The sequence below is a fragment of the Providencia sp. PROV141 genome (genome assembly GCF_028481645.1).
Taxonomy (GTDB): domain Bacteria; phylum Pseudomonadota; class Gammaproteobacteria; order Enterobacterales; family Enterobacteriaceae; genus Providencia; species Providencia rettgeri.
Map to the genome: position 1 here is coordinate 312,623 of NZ_JAMPPR010000001.1, position 18,370 is coordinate 330,992.

Annotated in this window: 19 protein-coding genes; 12 read left to right on the forward strand and 7 right to left on the reverse strand. The window is 39.7% G+C overall.

Features of this window, described 5'->3' with window-relative positions; genetic code table 11:
- Positions 1-24: 24 nt before the first annotated feature.
- On the reverse strand, positions 25-738 hold the full coding sequence (locus PSF09_RS01475; RefSeq protein WP_004909992.1) for an RNA polymerase sigma factor FliA: 714 nt from the start codon (positions 736-738) through the stop codon (positions 25-27).
- A 449-nt stretch (positions 739-1,187) separates the two neighbouring features.
- A complete protein-coding gene (locus PSF09_RS01480; protein WP_272683365.1) occupies positions 1,188-2,336 on the reverse strand; it encodes a FliC/FljB family flagellin in 1,149 nt (382 codons plus the stop codon).
- Positions 2,337-2,828: 492 nt separating this feature from the next.
- On the opposite strand from PSF09_RS01480, the gene fliD reads away from it, so the two are divergent.
- Genes fliD through fliT form a run of 3 tightly spaced genes read left to right on the forward strand, consistent with a single transcriptional unit; the run spans position 2,829 to position 5,061 of the window.
- Positions 2,829-4,265, forward strand: a complete 1,437-nt coding sequence (gene fliD / locus PSF09_RS01485; RefSeq protein WP_272665180.1) for a flagellar filament capping protein FliD — start codon at positions 2,829-2,831, stop codon at positions 4,263-4,265.
- A gap of 18 nt (positions 4,266-4,283) precedes the next feature.
- Positions 4,284-4,682: a flagellar export chaperone FliS gene (gene fliS / locus PSF09_RS01490; RefSeq protein WP_004909969.1), complete on the forward strand. Its 399-nt coding sequence runs from the start codon at positions 4,284-4,286 to the stop codon at positions 4,680-4,682.
- Positions 4,672-5,061 carry a flagellar protein FliT gene (fliT, locus tag PSF09_RS01495; protein WP_109911176.1) on the forward strand — a complete coding sequence of 130 codons (390 nt, stop codon included), beginning with the start codon at positions 4,672-4,674 and terminating at the stop codon, positions 5,059-5,061. The genes fliS and fliT overlap by 11 nt, the downstream gene beginning before the upstream one ends.
- A gap of 52 nt (positions 5,062-5,113) precedes the next feature.
- On the opposite strand, the gene def is transcribed toward fliT, so the two are convergent.
- Positions 5,114-5,623 carry a peptide deformylase gene (gene def, locus PSF09_RS01500; RefSeq protein ID WP_272683366.1) on the reverse strand — a complete coding sequence of 170 codons (510 nt, stop codon included), beginning with the start codon at positions 5,621-5,623 and terminating at the stop codon, positions 5,114-5,116.
- A 707-nt stretch (positions 5,624-6,330) separates the two neighbouring features.
- Here def and PSF09_RS01505 point away from each other — a divergent pair.
- The gene (locus PSF09_RS01505) at positions 6,331-7,233 is read left to right on the forward strand and encodes a YadA C-terminal domain-containing protein (protein WP_272683367.1); all 903 of its coding nucleotides are present in this window, start codon (positions 6,331-6,333) and stop codon (positions 7,231-7,233) included.
- A 134-nt stretch (positions 7,234-7,367) separates the two neighbouring features.
- Here the strand turns inward: PSF09_RS01505 and PSF09_RS01510 are convergent, their stop codons facing one another.
- A complete protein-coding gene (locus tag PSF09_RS01510) occupies positions 7,368-7,868 on the reverse strand; it encodes a hypothetical protein (RefSeq protein ID WP_272683368.1) in 501 nt (166 codons plus the stop codon).
- Positions 7,869-8,336: 468 nt separating this feature from the next.
- Between PSF09_RS01510 and PSF09_RS01515 the strand changes: the two genes are divergently transcribed.
- The 3 genes from PSF09_RS01515 (at position 8,337) to aes (ending at position 10,662) form a co-directional block, all read left to right on the forward strand.
- Positions 8,337-8,804 (forward strand): DUF1097 domain-containing protein, encoded by a 468-nt coding sequence (locus tag PSF09_RS01515; RefSeq protein WP_272683369.1) that lies wholly within the window; start codon positions 8,337-8,339, stop codon positions 8,802-8,804.
- A 551-nt stretch (positions 8,805-9,355) separates the two neighbouring features.
- Positions 9,356-9,487, forward strand: a complete 132-nt coding sequence (locus tag PSF09_RS01520; RefSeq protein WP_210838231.1) for an entericidin A/B family lipoprotein — start codon at positions 9,356-9,358, stop codon at positions 9,485-9,487.
- A gap of 209 nt (positions 9,488-9,696) precedes the next feature.
- Entirely contained in the window at positions 9,697-10,662 is a 966-nt protein-coding gene (aes, locus tag PSF09_RS01525; protein WP_272683370.1) for an acetyl esterase, read from the forward strand.
- Positions 10,663-10,755: 93 nt separating this feature from the next.
- On the opposite strand, the gene cspE is transcribed toward aes, so the two are convergent.
- Both cspE and PSF09_RS01535 read right to left on the reverse strand, forming a co-directional pair.
- On the reverse strand, positions 10,756-10,968 hold the full coding sequence (cspE, locus tag PSF09_RS01530) for a transcription antiterminator/RNA stability regulator CspE (protein ID WP_036957846.1): 213 nt from the start codon (positions 10,966-10,968) through the stop codon (positions 10,756-10,758).
- Between the two features lie 340 nt (positions 10,969-11,308).
- Positions 11,309-11,521 (reverse strand): AAA family ATPase, encoded by a 213-nt coding sequence (locus PSF09_RS01535; RefSeq protein WP_210838235.1) that lies wholly within the window; start codon positions 11,519-11,521, stop codon positions 11,309-11,311.
- Positions 11,522-12,153: 632 nt separating this feature from the next.
- Between PSF09_RS01535 and PSF09_RS01540 the strand changes: the two genes are divergently transcribed.
- The gene (locus PSF09_RS01540) at positions 12,154-12,810 is read left to right on the forward strand and encodes a CatA-like O-acetyltransferase, family 1 (protein ID WP_272683371.1); all 657 of its coding nucleotides are present in this window, start codon (positions 12,154-12,156) and stop codon (positions 12,808-12,810) included.
- Between the two features lie 236 nt (positions 12,811-13,046).
- Here PSF09_RS01540 and fliE read toward each other — a convergent pair whose 3' ends face one another.
- Complete coding sequence (fliE, locus tag PSF09_RS01545) at positions 13,047-13,358, reverse strand: flagellar hook-basal body complex protein FliE (protein WP_004909916.1); 312 nt, start codon at positions 13,356-13,358, stop codon at positions 13,047-13,049.
- Between the two features lie 246 nt (positions 13,359-13,604).
- Between fliE and fliF the strand changes: the two genes are divergently transcribed.
- From fliF to fliI, 4 genes are read left to right on the forward strand one after another with little or no spacing between them, the layout of a single operon-like run.
- Entirely contained in the window at positions 13,605-15,290 is a 1,686-nt protein-coding gene (gene fliF / locus PSF09_RS01550; RefSeq protein WP_272665188.1) for a flagellar basal-body MS-ring/collar protein FliF, read from the forward strand.
- Positions 15,287-16,279 carry a flagellar motor switch protein FliG gene (gene fliG / locus PSF09_RS01555; protein ID WP_004909913.1) on the forward strand — a complete coding sequence of 331 codons (993 nt, stop codon included), beginning with the start codon at positions 15,287-15,289 and terminating at the stop codon, positions 16,277-16,279. The genes fliF and fliG overlap by 4 nt, the downstream gene beginning before the upstream one ends.
- Positions 16,272-17,000 carry a flagellar assembly protein FliH gene (gene fliH, locus PSF09_RS01560; protein WP_109911169.1) on the forward strand — a complete coding sequence of 243 codons (729 nt, stop codon included), beginning with the start codon at positions 16,272-16,274 and terminating at the stop codon, positions 16,998-17,000. Before fliG ends, fliH begins: the two co-directional genes overlap by 8 nt.
- On the forward strand, positions 16,997-18,361 hold the full coding sequence (gene fliI, locus PSF09_RS01565; RefSeq protein WP_272665189.1) for a flagellar protein export ATPase FliI: 1,365 nt from the start codon (positions 16,997-16,999) through the stop codon (positions 18,359-18,361). Before fliH ends, fliI begins: the two co-directional genes overlap by 4 nt.
- The last annotated feature ends 9 nt before the right edge of the window (positions 18,362-18,370 follow it).

The window sequence follows — 18,370 nt, forward strand, 5'->3', positions numbered from 1 at the left end:
CTGTGGTGCGAAGTATGACGAGCATCACTTAAGCCGCCCGCGGAGGCGCTTAATAGCCTGACTATGCAGCTGACTCACCCTTGACTCTCCCACATCCAACACCGCCCCAATCTCTTTGAGATTCAGCTCTTCTTGGTAATACAGTGTCAGCACCATTTTTTCGCGTTCTGGTAATTGATTAATCGCCGCCGCGATTTGGTCACGTAGGCTAGAATCCAGCAACAAACTCAGCGGGTTGCCGCCATCGTCTTCATCCATTTGCGGCTCACAGCTTTCCCCGTGAATTTCATGCCACTCATCGTAGGAAAACAGTTGACTATTATTGGTATCTAGTAGCGCTTGGCGATACTCCGCAAGGTCGATATCCAGCGCTTTGGCGATTTCCGGCTCAGTCGCACTTCGCCCTAACGATTGCTCCAGCACGCCAATGGCTTTGGTCATTTCACGCGCTTGGCGGCGCACACTGCGCGGCACCCAGTCACGGCTACGCAATTCATCTAACATCGAACCACGAATTCGCTGCACTGCATACGTGGCGAACGATGCCCCTTGGGTGACATCGAAACGTTCCAATGCATGCAGTAGACCGATGCCCCCTGCTTGGATTAAGTCGTCGATATCAACACTGGCGGGTAGTCTGACTTGCAGTTTCAGGGCTTCATGGCGTATTAGAGGGTAATAACGCTCCCATAGGCTATTTTTATTAATCACACCTTCGGCAGTATACAAATCACTCACAACCTGAATCACCCTTCAAGCTTTATAAAAGGTATTCATTATCTGTGTTGGTTTTGAATTCAATCCGTAGAGTAAGGCACTAAATGTGGCTTTATTTGCCTTATCCTAAATAGGTAAAATTTGAATGATTACCAGGTTAATGCTTGTTTTAACACAACTTTCAGAGGATTTCACGGGTAATACCAGTGGGAGTGGTTGTTTTGTTAAAACCACTTTTTGAACCATTTTTAGCTTTTGGTGTTTTGGCTTTAAAAATATGTTTCTTTAGCCTATATAGTTCGTGCTATAGCTAGGCGGCAAATAAGTTTATACCGATGAGCGTACATAAGTACGTGATTCGGATGAACTTATGAAGCCAACAACGCTATGGTGCGAAATATGACGGCTAATATGACGGGCAAAGAAAAGGCCAGCAATGCTGGCCTTCAATATAATCAACCAATTACGAATTAACGTAACAGGCTCAGAACACCTTGTGGAACTTGGTTAGCTTGTGCTAACACTGCAGTACCTGCTTGTTGCAGAATCTGACCACGGCTCATGTTAGAAACTTCAGTTGCGAAGTCAGCATCTTGAATACGGCTACGTGCTGCGCTCAGGTTGTTAACAGAGTTGTTCAGGTTATTGATGGTAGACTGCAGACGGTTTTGAATCGCACCTAAGTCTGAACGGAAGCTATCAACTTTCGCTAATGCTTTATCTAATGTTGCTAACGGGTTAATTGCATCTGTTTGTTTTTCATCTAATTGAGTAAGATTTTCAAATGCAATAGTTGATGCGACTTCCGCATCTTTTTCAGTTCCATCAGCGTTATACGTAGCATTACTACCTGGATCAAATGTTTGCTTTGCAGTAACTGTAACTTCCTTATCGCCAACTTTCCCTACGATATATACGTTACCCGTGTCTACAGTGCCATCTTCGTTTACTATTTGATAAACTTTAGCATCTTTCAGGTCTACCCCATCTACTTGCAAACCTGTCAATGCTGCTTTAGCTGCCGTATCTCCGATTGCAGGCCCATTTTCACCTTTCATCTCAGCGACATTAACAAATTTACCTTTCCCTGCACTTGCATTAAATTTGTCTAAACCCAGAACTGTGCTATCAACTTTTTTCAAATCAATATTAATAGCTTCGCTATCATTTGCACCAACTTGAATCTTCATTGATGAATCTTGGCTAAGAACTTTTACACCGTTAAATTGAGTTTGTTCAGAAATACGGTCAATTTCTTCCATACGCGCTTTAACTTCTTTATTGATTGACTCAATATCGCTCTTAGAGTTAGTACCGTTTTGTGCTTGAGCAGTCAGTTCACGAACACGTTGTAAGTTATCGTTGATTTCGTTAACCGCACCTTCTGCAGTTTGTGCGATAGAGATACCGTCGTTAGCGTTACGAGCTGCTTGAGTTAAACCTTTAACGTTTGCAGTGAAACGGTTAGCAATTGCTTGGCCTGCTGCATCATCTTTTGCGCTGTTGATACGTGAACCGGAAGATAAACGCTCAATCGCCGTACCTAATACGCCTTGTGAACGGTTTAAGTTGTTCTGAGTAGTCAGAGACAAAATGTTAGTGTTGATAACTTGTGCCATGATGTGATCCTTATTATTCAAATTAATGCGTTAAGCCAAAATGCTTAACTTGATGAATTTCGTCAGCAACTAGGTTATCGGCTACAAAAAAGTCCCCTTTAGGCTTTTTCGTGAAAATTTTTATCTGTCAGGTTGGAAATGGCTTTACAGCCCGCTTTTAATGCCATTAATTTTTAACACTTTCATTTATTTTTATTAATTTTCTTATTATTTAATTTCAATAAGGATAATTACCTACTTTTCTCTTGTCAGCTCTCACCATTACTCTTTTTCAGAATAGTCTAAAATTTTGCTCCGTTTTGCCGATAAGACTCTAAATAGATTTTATTTCAGAGTTAATGACACAGGCATAGACTCTAAATCATTCGGGTTGCAGGTAGGCGACAAGTGAAGATAGACCGATGAGCATACACAAGTATTTGATTCGGCTAGCTGAACGAAGTCAACACCCCCTGCAGCTTGAAGGATGACGAGAATAGCGTAGGAGAAAACATGGCAGGAATATCCACACTCGGTATCGGGTCAAACTTAGATTTAAACGTGCAAATGGACCAATTAGAAGCAATGGAGCGCCGTCGCTTAGAGCCATTAACCACCCAAAAAGCCAGTTATGATGCGCAAATTAGCGCCTTTGGCAAAATGCAGTCATCCTTAGAAAAACTGAAAAAAGCGGCTGAAGACTTAAAAAAATATGGTGATATCAGTACTACCAAAGTCAATGGTGAATATAAAGCCTTTGATGTGAAAACGGACGGTAAAGCGGTCGCGGGTGTGCATGATGTATTAGTGACACAATTGGCAAAAGCGCAAACTATTGCCACCCAAGGACAATCAGACAACAAAAAGTTATTGGGCAGTGATGCGGATGAACGCACCATTACCATCACTCAACCGTCACAGAAAGAAGACAAAGATAAAATCGTTATCAAGCTCGATAAAGAAAGTACTTCTTTAATCGAGATAGCTGATGCTATCAATAAAGCTGATAAAGGTGTTTCCGCCTCTGTTATTAAAGATAAAAACAATGAATACCATTTGGTGGTGACTTCCAAAAAAGAAGGAACTGACAACCGTATTAGCATTAATGTTGATGGCGATGATGAGCTTGCTAAAATACTCAATGTTGAATCGGTTATTGATGACAAAGGTATCGTTACTTTAAATACCGATAAAGATAATGGCATGGTACAAAAAGTTGTACCACAAACGGCTTTACTGGAAATCGATGGTTTTGAATTAGAGTCGCAAACTAATGAAGCTAAAGACCTGTTCCCAGGTTTAACCTTAACGCTGAAAAAAGAGAGTGAAAACGGCAAAGCTGACCACTTAATTGTCTCGGAAGATATCGAGCCCGCTAAAGTCAAAATTAAAGCATGGGTCGAGGCCTATAATGAATTTCAAACTCTTGCTAGTGAACTCACCAAATACACGCCAACAGAAAAAGGCACTGCCCCAGACAAAACCAATGGCCCACTGATTGGTGATTCAACCCTACGAGGTATTCAAAGCACACTGCGCACTCAAGTACGCACCGCGCAAGATAGTGGCGAAATGAATTTACTCAACAAAATGGGCATCAAACAAAAGTTGGATGGTACTTTAGAAATTGATAATAAAAAGTTAGATGCTGCTTTAAAAGAAAACCCAACCAGTATCAAAGTATTTTTTGCCGGTGATGGTGAAAAAACCGGCTTTGGTACGCAAAATTTTAACTTCTTAAAAGATACCTTAGACAGCAAAGAAGGCACTCTGCATAACGCTACCGATGGCATCCAAAAGAAAAAGAAAAACTTAGACAAACGCATTGAGCAGACCAATAAACAAATTGAAAGCACCATGGACATGTACCGTCGTCAATTCCAAAACCTCGATAAAATGATGACGTCACTTAACAGCACCAGTAATTCATTAGGCCGATTATTAGGCTAATACTTTTAGGTTAAAAACATGTATCAACGACACGCACAGCAAGCTTACCAACAGGTTGATTTAGAGAGTGAAATCACCAACGCGACCCCATACCAATTAATCCAAATCCTGTTTAAAGGGGCCCTTAGTGCCCTGAAACGCGGGGAGATTTTTATGCAGCAAGGTAAGGTGGCGGAAAAAGGTAAAGAAATCTCAAAAGCTATCGACATCATTGACACTGGGTTAAAGCAGTCGTTAAATTATGAAGCTGGCGGCGAACTTGCAGAAAATTTAGCAAGTTTGTATGAGTACATGACAATGCAGTTACTTCGCGCCAACCTCGAAAACAACGTGGCTTATGTCCAAGAAGTTTACCAGTTACTCTCCGATATCGCCTCTGCGTGGCAACAAATCGGTGCAAATGTGGATGAAAGATAATCAGGTGGACAATAAAAATCCTATCGATTTACATGAAATATACCGTAATGTCTTAGTATTAAGTGAAAATTTAGTTGCCTTAGCGCAATCCGGGGAATGGGAGACGTTGGTCTCCCGAGAGACAGAATATGTCCTTGCGGTGGAAAACCTCACCAAGTTAACGCAAGCGTTCGAAGAACAGCAGCCAATCACTGAGGAATTTATTCAGTTATTGCATAAAATTATTGAAAATGAACGCATTACTAAAGAATATTTACAACAGCATTTAAACTTTTTAAGCAAAGAAATTAAGCAATTAGACCAAAAACGGGTATTAAATAACAGCTATGGCCAATTTGATGAGCCGGATACCCCGTTAGTCGTTCGCCCGATGGAATAATTTGAGTGTCAGGCCAACAGACCTGACACGCCTTTTATCTTCAACTCTCAGCCTATTGCTGCTGTTTTAAACGTTGCTGCTTTTTCAGTTTTTTCAACAGCATATTGCGTTTTAGCGGCGATAAGTGATCGAGGAACACTTTACCGTGTAAATGGTCGATTTCATGTTGCATGACAATCGCTAAGAACTCGTCGCTGTCCACTTCAAACGCTTCGCCGTGCCTATCGAACGCTTTGACTTTAACGCGCAGGAAGCGGTCTACATCGGCGTAGATTTCGGGTACTGACAGGCACCCTTCTTGATAACTGGTTTCCCCTTCACTTTCGACGATTTCAGGGTTAATAAATACCATCGGTTCATCACGGTTTTCTGAAATATCAATCACCATAATGGATTTAGTTTCCGCAATTTGCGTGGCAGCGAGACCAATACCGTTATCGGTGCTGTACATGGTATCTAACAGATCGTCGATCAAGGTTTGTACCGCAGCGAAATCCGTCACTGGGCTGCATTTAATACGCAGTCGTTCATCTGGAATTTCAATAATTTCTCTTACTGCCATAATTTAAACCCTATAAATTCGATTACTTTCATTCAAATATCAATCATTCAAACTATTTTAAGCAACAGTGACGCATACAATAGCCGCTAACTGCCGCCACAACTCTACCTGTGAAGTATGAAGAACAGATAAAATATTATCGTCTTTCTATTTCACCAACAACATGCAAAAAATGGCATTGTTAATCAGAAAACAAAATTTATTTTAAACATCAATAAATTAACGCTTGTCTGTTTAGACTACCCCTTCATGGAACATAAGCCACATAAAATTTCACAGAAAAATAACACGTTATTTGGAAAAAAACATCTAAAACAGGAAAAATGGTGACTCTTTGTAGGCTCTTTACTGTTTTTGCTTTTACCCACTGATGGCATCTATTCGCTTGTGGCTATTTTCTCGCTTTTAGTTTTTATTAATATTGAGAATATATTTAGACCACATTGAAGTTACTCTCAATTTAAATTAAATCATTCAAAATAAGCACCACCAACTATAATTCCATCAAATAAATATGCCTAGTTAATATAAAAAATAGATGACACTGTATTTATTGCATTCAAACACGGATATACCGAATAAACATCATTTTAAAAATCGATTTTACCCATCAAATAAATAGCCCTACTATAAATGAATAAAGGAAAATAAATTTATCTTTCATTCTTCTTTTAGATAATACGTTTAAATAATACGGAAATTAACAAATGGAAAAGAAAATATTAGCACGTCATTTTGCAGCCTTAGTACTTAGCAGCTTATCTTATCATGCAGCAGCCAACACCACATTTTCAAGCCCTCCTCCATCCTTAAGCAGTATCAACGCGCAAAGCATCAACACTAATGTTAAAAAAATTAGTGATATCAGCGGAAAAATTAACCACATCAACACTACAATTAGCCAAATGGATTCACGCTTTAATAGCGATATTGACACATTAAAACAAAATAATAGTAAACTTAAATCAGAAACTATAGATATGCGAAATGATTTAGAAATATTGAATGATGAAATGATTAATTTTGAGAATATAAACGCAAATAAAATACAGAGCAACACTAATTTAATTAATAGTAAAATCACATCAATACAACAAGACAGAGAAAAAAAACACCATGCATTTGACTCAAAATTAAAAGAAGTCGAATTACATTTGCAGGGTGCACTAATTGGTGTCAATGCAGCCGACCAAGTCACCGACCAATTAAATACCAATATTCAAAATCTAGATAACAAAGTAATTGGAAACACCTCATCAATTAAGACCCTAAAAAGTGACACGTCGAAAACGCAAAAAGCTAATGAACTCAAATTCACCAGCTTAGAAAATAAATTTGACCATGGGATCCACCAGCTTGATAGTAAAATAGATAAACGTGCCCAAGAAGCGAATTCCGGTATTGCGTCAGTCGCTGCAATGAGCAATATCCCTTACACCACAAATACCCGCTTTAGTGCCGGGATTGGTGCGGGTAATTACAAAAATGGCTCAGCAATCGCTGCCGGTGCTCAATATCAACTAAAAGAAAACATCAATTTACGCAGTTCTGTATCTTGGAATAATTCAGATGCTGCCGTTATCGGGGCGGGTGTCGCCTTCGGTTGGTAATTCTCCAACCTATATTGTTCATATCACTTTTATAAATCCTTTATAAGCCTTAACCAATAGTACCAATGATATATTGGTACTATTTTTATTCGCCACGCTAATCAATATCAACATTAACTGGCTTTAAATTAAGTTTAATCTTGGCTGTAAGTGATAATGGCAATTGGTGTAGGGTTAATGGTAACCCAAAGATTAGACGTGCCTATACGAGTCGGCGATGACTCACTTACTTTGTTACAGTTAGCCTCTGATTGGCATTTAGTGAGAATGTCACTAGCGACTTGCGAGTTAAACCCTTGCTTTGTCAAATAGCCCATTTCATTTTCTAGCTTCTGTTGGAAGTCCGCAAAATCGGGTTTTGGCGAGGCATAATCCTCAACTCCAACAAGTGTAGTAGCCACTTGAATGAGCGTACCACCATCAAAAGTGAGTTGGTTTTCATAGCTCCAATCATTAAATGGCTTTTGCTGCCCAAAAGTACAAACTGTTTTGCTACCACTTGCTTGGCATTTCCCCGCCTTAATAAAACTGATGCTATCAATGCTTTGCCCCCAGTTTAAGCCAAATGGTGCAGTCGATGTACTATCACACCCTACCAATAACAGTGCAGTAGCACCAGCTATCATCCATTTCATACCTTTACCTCACAAGTCAATTTATTTCATGCTACAGCGAGGAGTCGCTAAATTAAAGTAAAAAAAGCCATCAACTATTCACACACTCAAAATTAATCTTTAAATTATACATTATTTATTTAACGTTAAATTTACAGATAATTATTTATTATCAATAAGATAAAATTAAAACATATAAATCATCGGATACTCATTGCCAGATTTACCTTAGCTCTATACAATGCTTTTCTTTACACGGCCCCAGAGTCACAGCAATTACAAATAACTATCCTATTATTAGTCAGTTACCCCTCTAGCTATCCCTAAAACTCCCTAGATGGTATTCGAATAACAAGGTAGCTGAATCGTTAAAGCTTAACTCTAGAATTAATTGGCTTTGCAGCTAACGGGCTTAGTAACTGATCGGTGGGCTGATAAGCATTCATCGTCCGTATTATTAACAAACAACCATAACGTAAAGTGCATATTGTGAAATTACTATTTTGTCTTTCTTTAACAACCGCCATTCTTTCTGGTATATGGGCTTGGGTTGCTGATAGTTTAGGGCTAATCGGCTGGGCAGGCTTTTTGGGCTGTACAGCCTATTTTGCTTATCCTAAAGATGGACTAAAAGGACTGGGTATTACCGCATTAACCGTCTGTAGTGGTGTGGTTTGGGGCTTAGTGATCCTGCACAGCGGTGACTACCTGAAGCAGTTACCTCACTTTGTAGGGTACTTCGTGACTGGTATTGTTGCCTTTTTGATGTGTATACAAGCCAAAAAACAGTGGCTTTCTTATATACCCGGCACGTTTGTCGGTACCTGTACTATTTTTGCGGCAGAAGGTGTTTGGTTGGTCACTATTCAATCATTATTAATTGGCGTGTTATTTGGTTTCGCAATGAAAAAAAGTGGGCTTTGGTTATTTGAAAAATTCTCACTAGGTAAAAACTAAAAAAAACCGCCTATATGGCGGTTTAAATAAATCAATGAAACCAAGGGAATTTCAAACAAATTCGATATTACATTAAAATTTTCTTACGACAACATATAACATTTTGATTTCAATAGTAATTAATTAAAGAGTCGACTAAGTATCATTACCTAAGCCCACAAATATAATAACGATGAATTTGTTAATAAAATGATAAAATTCCAGCATGGAATATCTATTTAGATTAATAAAGTTTATGTAACTGGTCTGATATCAGTGGCATTAACGTTTACTAATATAAGAATATCGTGGAATTCGGATTTTTCTGTATCTTTCTTTTCTAAAAAACAGTTAAAACTATTTATCATTTATCGCTACAATTCTCTTTTCCTTTATGCACTTATAGTCTTATTTTTCAGTAAAATAAAAAATTAAAGCATAATGAACTGATAATTTTTATATTATCAAATCGCAATATATATCAGCTCAAAAAACACTCGCTTATCCTTCTGCTATACTTATACGTGAAATATCTTATGACCCGTAAGTGAATTTAACCAAAGGAAGAAGATATGATTAAAAAAATTTGTTTTTTGGCTTGTTCATTAGCTGTCGTATTCTCTTTAAGCGCATGCAACACCACTAAGGGTGTTGGTGAAGATATAGAAGCTGGTGGCGAAGCCATACAAAGAGTCGCTAAATAAATGCTAACAGGCATCATCGGTAATTATTAACTTTCCCACCTAAAACTTACCTATATACCAAACGGTGATAATTTCGCCGTTTGGTATATAAATTGAAATTCTCAAGCCTTGCTATTTTAAGATACAGGACCTTTTAATATTGGCTAGCAGGGTCACAGCTTCATTCTGCCTCTCTTTTACAATGGAAACTACCTAGTTAGGAGAGCATAATGAACCCGAAAAATAAAATTAATGTGTTAGACCTTATTTCACCTGAGATGCAATCTGTAATGCAATTTTATACAGAAAACCCATCCCCTTCCCCTATTGACACCAGCTACTACGGAATGCGACAAGCGTATATTGAAGATAGAAAATATTGGAATTCAGAAGCGCCAACGATGCACTCCATTCACGATATTCAAGTTCCAACTAAATATGGCAATATTTTGACGCGTATATTTCAGCCGATTAAATCCCCATCAGCCACCTTGTTTTATCTCCATGGCGGTGGGTTTATTTTAGGTAATTTACAGACTCACGAACGTATTATGCGCTTACTGGCACTACATTCGGGCTGTACAGTTATTGGAGTTGATTATTCGTTATCCCCTGAAGCACGCTACCCTCAAGCAATTGAGGAAATATCCATCGTTTATCAGTACTATCAGCAAAATGCTGAACAATATAATATCAATATGCAACAAACTGGCTTTGCCGGTGACTCCGCTGGCGCGATGTTATCTCTTGCTTCTGTACTTTGGTTACGTGATAACACCAGCGAGTGCACCGGCATCAGAGCCCTTTTATTGTGGTATGGACTGTATGGTTTGCAGGATTCAGTAAGCCGACGACTATATGGTGGAGAATGGGATGGGTTACAAAAACAAGATTTAGAAGATTATGATAATGCCTATCTTGGTGAGGCAGGTGATAGAGAAGCACCTTATTATTGCTTATTCAATAATGACTTAACCTACGGTATTCCACCTTGTTATATTGCCAGTGCTGAGTTTGACCCGCTATTAGATGATAGTTTGGCGTTATTCCGAACACTAGATGCCAATGATATACCTTGTGAATATAAAATGTACCCAGGAACTTTGCACGCCTTCTTACATTATTCACGCATGATGCAAATATCAGACGAGGCGATTCGTGATGGTGCTAATTATTTTATCAAACAACTTTTATAATATTAGCTCAGTATTTATTGAAAATAGCACAAAATAAAACGAAAAAACCTCGCATTTAGCGAGGTTTTTGAATGCTTAGCGATTCGTTTATCGTTATTTAGCGATAACGTTAGCTGCTGCAGGGCCTTTAGCACCATTTTCAATGGTGAATGAAACTTGTTGGCCTTCTGCTAATGATTTGAAGTTATCACTTTGAATTGCAGAAAAGTGAACAAATACATCTTTGCTGCCGTCTGCAGGAGTGATAAAACCAAAACCTTTATCATCGTTAAACCATTTTACTGTACCAGTCATTGTATTAGACATAGAATTTCCTTTAATTTTTTAAAATTGCCATAAGGCATGTTGCGGTTTGTTCTTGTGGTACTTATGGGAATTAATTAGAAGGAATTCGCAATGAAGTGGTATCTGAGATAGCGCTTAATGGTGAACATCTTAAAACTGACTAACATAAATAGGCCTGTACTTCCAAACCAGTGAGCATATTAAGCCACACTTATAATTAAATGGCAAATTTTATTTTCGCAATCCATTTGCCACACCAATACTTCACGCATTAATTGTAAATAATATAGATATCATTTAATCCACTAATATTATAAATATTAGGCAGTTAGTCATCTCATTATAATATGCGTCGTCATACCTAGTATCTATCAAAAACACCGTAATCCGGCCTTTCACCTCTCATCACAGCTCGCTGTTGCTCATGCACGGCTTCTCTATCAATTTTTTTTTGTTCCGATGAACGGGCGTCTTTATTTGGCTTCGGCCATGTTGACTTATTGGGCTCAAAAGAAGGCGTAAATGTACAGCCTGTCACTAAAAAGAGGCAAAAAAGCGAAGAGATTAATTTCATAATGATTTACTTGGGTAATTATTGATAATAGAAAAACCTAACAAAATTAAATATCGATAACAACCTTAAATATCCTATGTGAATGTTGAAAACATTAAGGATTGGCGGCTTAATCCTATTTAAATGAATAATAGGTAATAGAAACTACTATAAAAAAACATCAATCAACTGACTGATTTATTCCATAATATAAAAAGAATAGCTATTTATCGCGGCCTGTTTTAATGCATTTTCAATTTATCAATAAGTATTGCAATATCCAAACTTCCTTCTATGAGAACCTTTTTATAATCCAAATGTCTATTGACTTATAATCACAACTTTTTGGAGATATTTGGGGTACATGAAAAGCCTAATCTCGTTAATATCTATCGCAGCAATGTGTATTGCAGGGTATTTGGTTTACATAGCGGTGCTGTACATCAAAGTACGCTTTTAGTCACTACAATCTGCCTATGCATACTGTTAACTATCTCTCTAAAAAACCAACAAAAAATTTATTGTTCTTCCTAATTTGTATTCTATTTTCAGCGTTGAGTTGCATTTTTGTGCTCTCATTTAGATTGAGCATTTAAACCAACTTGAATCTGTTGCTAATATCAAGATCTTCATCAAATGACATTAGGCGTGTTATGGAAAATTATAAAGTAATTGAAAAAAAAGGTTGGCATAGAAAAGAGCATTTTGAATTTTATAGCAAATTTGATAACTCTTGCTTTAATTTATGTGTACCCGTGAGCGCTCAAAAATTATATGAATTCGCTAAAGACAAGAATGAATCATTTTTCCAGTTAGCCTTGTATGGAATACTCCATTCAGCCAATGCTATTCCTCAACTAAAACAAAGAGTAATCAATGGAAATATTATTGAGTATAGTAGCATTGATGTTATGACCCCTATATTAACTGAACAGAATGGTTTTCGTCAGATTCTATGTGAAAATGCCGCTGTATTTTCTGATTTTAGCAATCAAGTAAGTCAAAAAATAAAAGAAGTCAAAAATTCTAGTGCAGGCCCTTTATTAATTAAGGATGAGCGTTTTTTTTGTGCAAGCTGCCTACCTTGGGTACATTTTAGCTCAATAACCCATGCTGAGTTACATTTTGGCTCAGCAGTTCCAACCTTAACATGGGGTAAATTAAAGGATGGGGTAATTCCGGTTGCGTGTAAGTTTAGCCATGCCTTCGTTGATGGCTTCCACGCCGGTCAATTTTTTGCGCTCATAGAGGAAGCTTTTCAAAATCCCGATTCTTTATATTCTACCAATATCAGCAAACCTGCACTCTGATATGCAATGGCCAAAAGTGAACCAAAAATTTTAACAGGAAATGAATTTAATAAAGAATAAACTCATATTTTCCTTACAGTATATAAATACTATTTTAAATATTTAAAGGAGGGGCAATGAAGCTTATCGCAATAGACCATGTCCACGTGTATGTCGATGATCTTGATAGCCCCATCACAGCCCTAAGCAAGCAATGGCAAGGAAATTAATTTATAATATTCAACTAATTATATGCATCACACTGGCATTGACATAATTTCTTGATAGGCAGCTACCAGCTTATTACGCACTTGAATACCCATTTGTAAACTTAAACTGGCTTTTTGCATATCGACCATTACATCATTTAAGGAAATATCTTGCTTTCCTAACGTGAAATTTTCAATTTGCTTTGCTGAATCATTACGTGTTTTATTAATTTGATTTACAGAAGCAACCAGATGGTCAGCAAATCCAACTGGCTCTATTGCTGGTTTTATTGGGTTAGTGGCTTGGGTTGCCACGACATTTAATTGTGAAATAACCCCTTCAATGGCTTGAACTGTCATTCGATTCTCTTCTTATTCATTACTGTGAATTTTTCACTAACCTATATTGGCCAGCTTACCCTATCACACCCTTTTTAACTTGAAGCCGATAAATAACACCAATTTTATAGGCTGATTCCGTCATTAGATTCCCGCAAGACAAGAAATAATAGCAAAGTGAAAAAGTGACGTTACGAAGAAGGAAATAACATTGTTTCACCAAAAGTATTTTCATCCGTCTAGTAGTCTGCCAAGCAGGGAATATTTATGAGTGCCGCATCTAAAGACACGGGGGAGGCCAAAAAGGGTTTTGCCTCTATAGTTGAAAGGATTAAAGCTGATCCTAAAATACCGTTAATGATTGCGGCGGCTGCGGCTGTTTCAATTATTGTCGCCCTTCTCCTCTGGTTACGTAGCCCTGACTACCGTGTACTTCTTAGCAATTTAAGTGCTAAAGATGGTGGCGATATTGTTGGCCAGCTAACTCAGATGAATGTGCCATATCAAATTGCTGATAATGGTAGCGCTATTTTAGTTCCTGCAGATAAAGTGCACGAATTACGTTTAAAGCTCGCTCAATCAGGTTTACCTAAAGGTGGCAATACGGGTTTTGAATTATTAGATAAAGAACAATTTGGTATTAGCCAATTTAGTGAACAAATCAACTACCAACGTGCGCTAGAGGGTGAACTCTCTCGAACTATTGAATCATTAAGCCCAGTACAAAGTGCTCGGGTGCATTTAGCGATTCCTAAACCGACCTTATTTGTGCGTGAGCAAAAGCTACCAACAGCTTCGGTGACGGTCGGTTTATTGCCTGGAAGAATGCTCGATGAGGGACAAATTAGCGCCATTGTCCATATGGTATCCAGCAGTGTCACCGGATTAACTGCAAGCAATGTCATTATTGTTGACCAAGCGGGTCGTTTACTGACCAATAACGATAATAGCCAGCAGTCGGCTAATAGTGCACAAATAAAAATGACCAAAGAGATGGAGTCACATCTCAAGCAGCGTATTGAAGATATTTTGTCCCCTCTCGTCGGGCGCGCCAATATCCATGCACAGGTTACCGCACAAATGGATTTCTCTAAAGTGGAGCAAACTTCAGAGGAATATAAGCCAAACCAAACGCCAGATAGCGCTGCTATTCGTTCCCGCCAAAATAGCCAAAGTATGCAAAATAACAATGGTGGAACAGGCGGAGTACCAGGAGCGCTTTCAAATCAACCTGTTAGTGCACCAAATGCACCAATTGAAACCAATAAAGACAATAAAGATGGCACTCAAACAGCAAATAACCGTAATAGCGTCTCAAACTCACAAAGCGATGAAACCACAAATTACGAGGTAGATCGCAAAATTAGTCATACCCAACGGCAAATTGGTGTCGTCGATAGGCTCTCGGTCGCAGTTATTGTTAATTACCATTCACAAGAAGGCGAAAATGGCCCAGAAATGAAGCCATTGCCGCCAGAAATACTGCAACAAATTGAAGCATTAACACGCGAAGCAATGGGTTTTTCCACTGCACGAGGGGACTCTCTCAACATTACTAATTCATTGTTTACCAATGAGACGCCTGTTGAAGAAGTGCCATCGTTGCTTGAAAGCCCACAATTTATTGCTCAGCTTCTGGATTACGGAAAAATACTGCTTATTACTATTATTGCTTGGTTTATGTGGCGTTTTGGTATCAAACCTCAATGGGTTAAATACCGTAAAACACAGCAAGCTCAAGCCGATGCGGAAGTTTTCGTTGCAACACAAATGAAAACCCCGCTCGTGGTTGATGAAGTGATTGATGAAGATATGGATGAGCAAACGCGTCGTCGCCTGACTCGTCAACGTGTTAGCGCAGAAATCCAAAGCCAACGCATACGTGAAATGGCAGAAAAAGACCCACAAATCGTGGCAATGGTTATCCGTCAGTGGTTAGGAAAATCCCAATGAGTCTAAGTGGAACAGAAAAAAGTGCCGTCATGTTAATGACACTCGGTGAAGATCAGGCTGCTGAAGTGTTTAAGCACCTGAACCCTAAAGAAGTTCAGCAATTGAGTATGGCGGTGTCAAACATGCGCCAAATCTCAAATAATGAACTGGCGGAAGTGTTAACGGAATTTGAAGAGTCTGCAATTCAATTTGCGGCGCTTAATATTAACACCAACGATTACTTGCGTTCTGTATTGATAAAAGCTCTGGGCGAAGAACGTGCTGCGAGCCTGCTGGAAGATATCTTTGAAAAACAAGAAACAACCTCAGGGATCGAAAGCCTCAACTATATGGAACCACAAACCGTTGCCGATATTATTCGCGATGAACATCCACAAATTATCGCCACCATTTTGGTTCATTTAAAACGCAACCTTGCAGCAGATGTACTTGAATTATTCGAAGAGCGCCAACGCAACGATATTATGTTACGTATCGCCACCTTTGGTGGTGTACAACCTGCGGCATTAGCGGAATTGACTGAGGTATTGAACAATTTACTGGATGGTCAAAACCTCAAACGCAGCAAAATGGGTGGCGTAAGAACCGCGGCAGAAATCATCAACTTAATGAAAAGCCAGCAAGAAGAAAGCGTTATCGATGCAATGCGTGATTACGATGGTGAACTGGCTCAACGTATTATTGACGAAATGTTCCTATTCGAAAACCTTATCGAGGTGGACAACCGCAGCATTCAACGTATTTTGCAAGATGTTTCGACCGACTCGCTGGTTATTGCCCTCAAAGGCAGCAACCAAGCTCTGCGCGACCATTTCCTCAACAATATGGCCGCTCGTGCAGCAGAAATCGTGCGCGACGATTTGGAATCTCGTTCTCCTGTGCGTATGTCTCAAGTGGAAAACGAACAAAAAGCCATTTTGCTTATCGTTCGTCGTTTAGTCGAAAAAGGCGAAATCGCTATAGGTGGTGGAGACGACGTGTATGTCTAAGTCAACAATTCCAAATGACCAATGGCAACCTTGGCAACTCCGTGAGCTTAATCAATGGGATCTCAACTCAGGCATTCCTGCATTGAGTGATGTTCCTGAGCCTGACGCGCCAAAAGTCCCATGCCTTGAGCCGAAAGAAGTGTTAGAGCAAATTAACTTGCTCGATAACATAAAAGAAGATGCACAGCGTACTGGCTACCAACAAGGGCATGAAAAAGGCCAGCAAGAAGGTTATCAAGCTGGCTTTGAGCAAGGCTTGCGAGCTGGAGAAGAACAAGGGCGTGAGCAAGCGCTCGCTATGCAACAACCCGTGATTGAAACATGGCAAAAATTGCTGTCTGAATTCAATTATTCACTCGATACCTTTGATACGGTCGTAACCACTAAGCTGTTACAGATAGCGTTGACCGCCGCTAAGCAAGTCTTAGGTCAATCAACCGTCTGTGATGGTACAGCATTACTGGAAGAGATCAGTCATTTACTCCAGCAAAAACCGATTTTTGCTGGGCAACCTGAGCTGCACGTCAACCCAAATCATTTTGAATTAATCGAGCAACATCTCGGTTCCCTACTCAACTTGAATGGCTGGCGCTTAGTGGCTGACCCTAAACTGCATATCGGTGGTTGTCGAGTCGTCGCAGAAGACGGTGAAATCGATATGACTGTGGCAACACGTTGGCAAGAACTGTGCCGTTTATATGCACCGGAGAGCTTTTCATGACGGCACGATTGGGACGCTGGATTGCCTCGTTGGACGATTTAGAATCGCGGATGAAAGGGATCCCGATGGTGCGTCGTTATGGCCGCCTCACAAAAATCACTGGCTTAGTGATGGAAGCCGAAGGCATTAAAATGCCTTTAGGGGCAACCTGCTTTATTGAGCGCTCTATTAATGGCGGTTCAGACGAAGTGGTATGTGAAGTTGTCGGTTTTAATGGCCCAAGAATGTTATTGATGCCATTGGCCGATCTTGAAGGGATCTCTCCTGGCGCTCGAGTCTATGCACAATCGACAGGGGAAGACGGGCAAACTAGCCGTTTATTGCCTATTGGTAATGAATTATTAGGCAGAGTACTTGATGCGCAAGGTAATCCATTAGACGGAAAAGGTCCATTGGAGGTAAAAACACGTGCTCCGTTAATCACTCCACCAATTAACCCATTGGAACGAACGCCCATTAGCAATGTATTGGATGTCGGCGTTCGTGCAATCAATGCGTTATTAACAGTTGGTCGAGGCCAGCGCATGGGGTTATTTGCAGGCTCTGGTGTGGGAAAAAGCGTGTTACTTGGCATGATGGCTCGCTTTACACAAGCCGATATTATCGTAGTCGGGTTGATTGGTGAACGAGGTCGTGAAGTCAAAGATTTCATTGAAAATATCTTAGGGGCTGATGGCTTAAAACGTGCCGTTGTCGTTGCAGCGCCAGCCGATGTGTCCCCTTTATTGCGCATGCAAGGCGCCTCTTATGCCACTCGTATCGCTGAATATTTTCGCGATAAAGGTTTAAGTGTGCTGTTGATTATGGATTCACTCACTCGCTACAGCATGGCACAACGGGAAATTGCGTTAGCCGTCGGTGAACCCCCAGCAACGAAAGGCTATCCACCTTCTGTATTTGCCAAATTACCGGCATTAGTTGAGCGTGCAGGGAATGGGAAAAATGGTGGGTCAATTACCGCTTTCTATACCGTTTTAACGGAAGGGGATGACCAACAAGACCCAATTGCTGACTCGGCTCGCGCCATTTTGGATGGCCATATTGTTCTTTCACGTTCACTGGCAGAGTCAGGGCATTACCCTGCGATTGATATCGAGGCATCCATCAGCCGAGCAATGACGGAGCTAATTCCTAAAGAGCATTACCGAAAAATTCAACGTTTCAAGCAGTTAACGTCTAGTTATCAACGCAACCGAGATTTAATTAACGTCGGTGCGTACGCCATGGGGAGTGACCCCATGTTGGATACAGCAATTCAATATTACCCACGGATGTCGAAGTTCTTGCAGCAAGATATTGATGAGCGGTGTGATTATCAAACCGCATGCGAACAGCTGACTCAAGTGGTTCCCAACGAATAGCGAGGGGAT